The organism is Bradyrhizobium sp. Leo170 (genome assembly GCF_004296405.1).
Taxonomy (GTDB): Bacteria; Pseudomonadota; Alphaproteobacteria; order Rhizobiales; family Xanthobacteraceae; genus Bradyrhizobium.
This window is the reverse complement of the sequence record NZ_PSRR01000738.1, coordinates 1-1,195: the sequence shown is the minus strand read 5'-3', so window position 1 is coordinate 1,195 and position 1,195 is coordinate 1. Positions and strand designations below refer to the sequence as shown.

Below are 1,195 nucleotides of genomic sequence, written 5' to 3'. Positions count from 1 at the left end.
CTTCGTCGTGTGCTCCGCTGCAACCGCTTGCTCGCGCCACAACAACTCCCTGTGGTTATGGGTCCCGTCTTTCGACGGGACGACAGCGGTGCGAGGTTCAACGGGATCGTAGGATGGGTAGAGCGAAGCGAAACCCATCATCGCACAACTTGCTCCATCGCGATGGGTTTCGCTTCGCTCTACCCATCCTACGAAATCACTGTTTGACAATGAAATCGGAACCCAATCGCCCTCATGGCGAGCAACGCCCCTACGCCGCCGCCCGCCGCCGTTCGCGCAGCGCTGCGCCGAAGGCTTCGAACAGCTTTTTGTTGATCGGGTTGCGCTGCGGGTCGTACTCCGCATGCCACTGCACCCCGAGTGCAAAGCCTGGCGCGTCGGCGATGCGGATCGCCTCGATGGTGCCGTCCTCGGCGACGCCTTCGATCACGACGCGTTCGCCGGGCTCCAGGATGCCCTGCCCGTGCAGCGAATTGACGCGGATTGTCTCGCAGCCCAGGAGCTTCACGAACACGCCGCCCGGCGTGAGCGTCACGTCATGCCGGTCGGCGAACACGACCAGCGGGTCCGGATGGATCTCGCCGTTGTCCAGCCGCGGCATGCGATGGTTCATGCGTCCCGGCAGTTCGCGAATCTCGGGATGCAGCGAGCCGCCAAAGGCGACGTTCATCTCCTGCAGGCCGCGACAGATGCCGAACAGCGGAATGCCGCGCGCGACGCAGGCTTCCGACAACGCCAGCGCAACCTCGTCACGATGGATGTCATAAGGCTCGTGACTGATATGCGGCTCGCACTTGAAGCGGGTCGGGTGGACATTGGCCCGCGCCCCGGTCAGGACCACGCCGTCGACCACGTCGAGCAAGGCGCCGACGTCGGTAATCTCCGGCGAACCGGCGAACATCAGCGGAACGGCGCCCGCGACATCGGTGATCGCGCGCAGGTTGCGCTCCCCAACCATCTGAACCGTGAAACGATCTTCGATGCGATGGGCGTTTCCAATCACGCCGACCACGGGCCGTCTCATTGCTCAGTGTCTCGCGTAGGAATGATTTTCTATGTTTGCCATGGTTCCAGAGGGATAATGCCCCCGACCGGACCATGGATCAACAGATTATGCTGGCGGAGCACATCGGCGCGGGACGCAGGCGCGGCGGCCTGCCGCCATCCCGCGGGAAGGCCTGCCGGCGGGCGGCGG

The 1,195-nt window shown here is 64.2% G+C and carries 1 protein-coding gene; it reads right to left on the bottom strand.

Going from position 1 to position 1,195, the window contains the following annotated elements; genetic code table 11:
* Positions 1 to 250: 250 nt before the first annotated feature.
* Positions 251 to 1,024, bottom strand: a complete 774-nt coding sequence (locus CWO89_RS44375) for a gamma-glutamyl-gamma-aminobutyrate hydrolase family protein (protein WP_130584403.1) — start codon at positions 1,022 to 1,024, stop codon at positions 251 to 253.
* Between the last annotated feature and the right edge of the window lie 171 nt (positions 1,025 to 1,195).

What these genes read in the sequence shown, in the direction of transcription:
- CWO89_RS44375 (WP_130584403.1), bottom strand. Translation starts at nt 1,024, where the DNA reads ATGAGACGGCCCGTGGTCGGCGTGATTGGAAACGCCCATCGCATCGAA.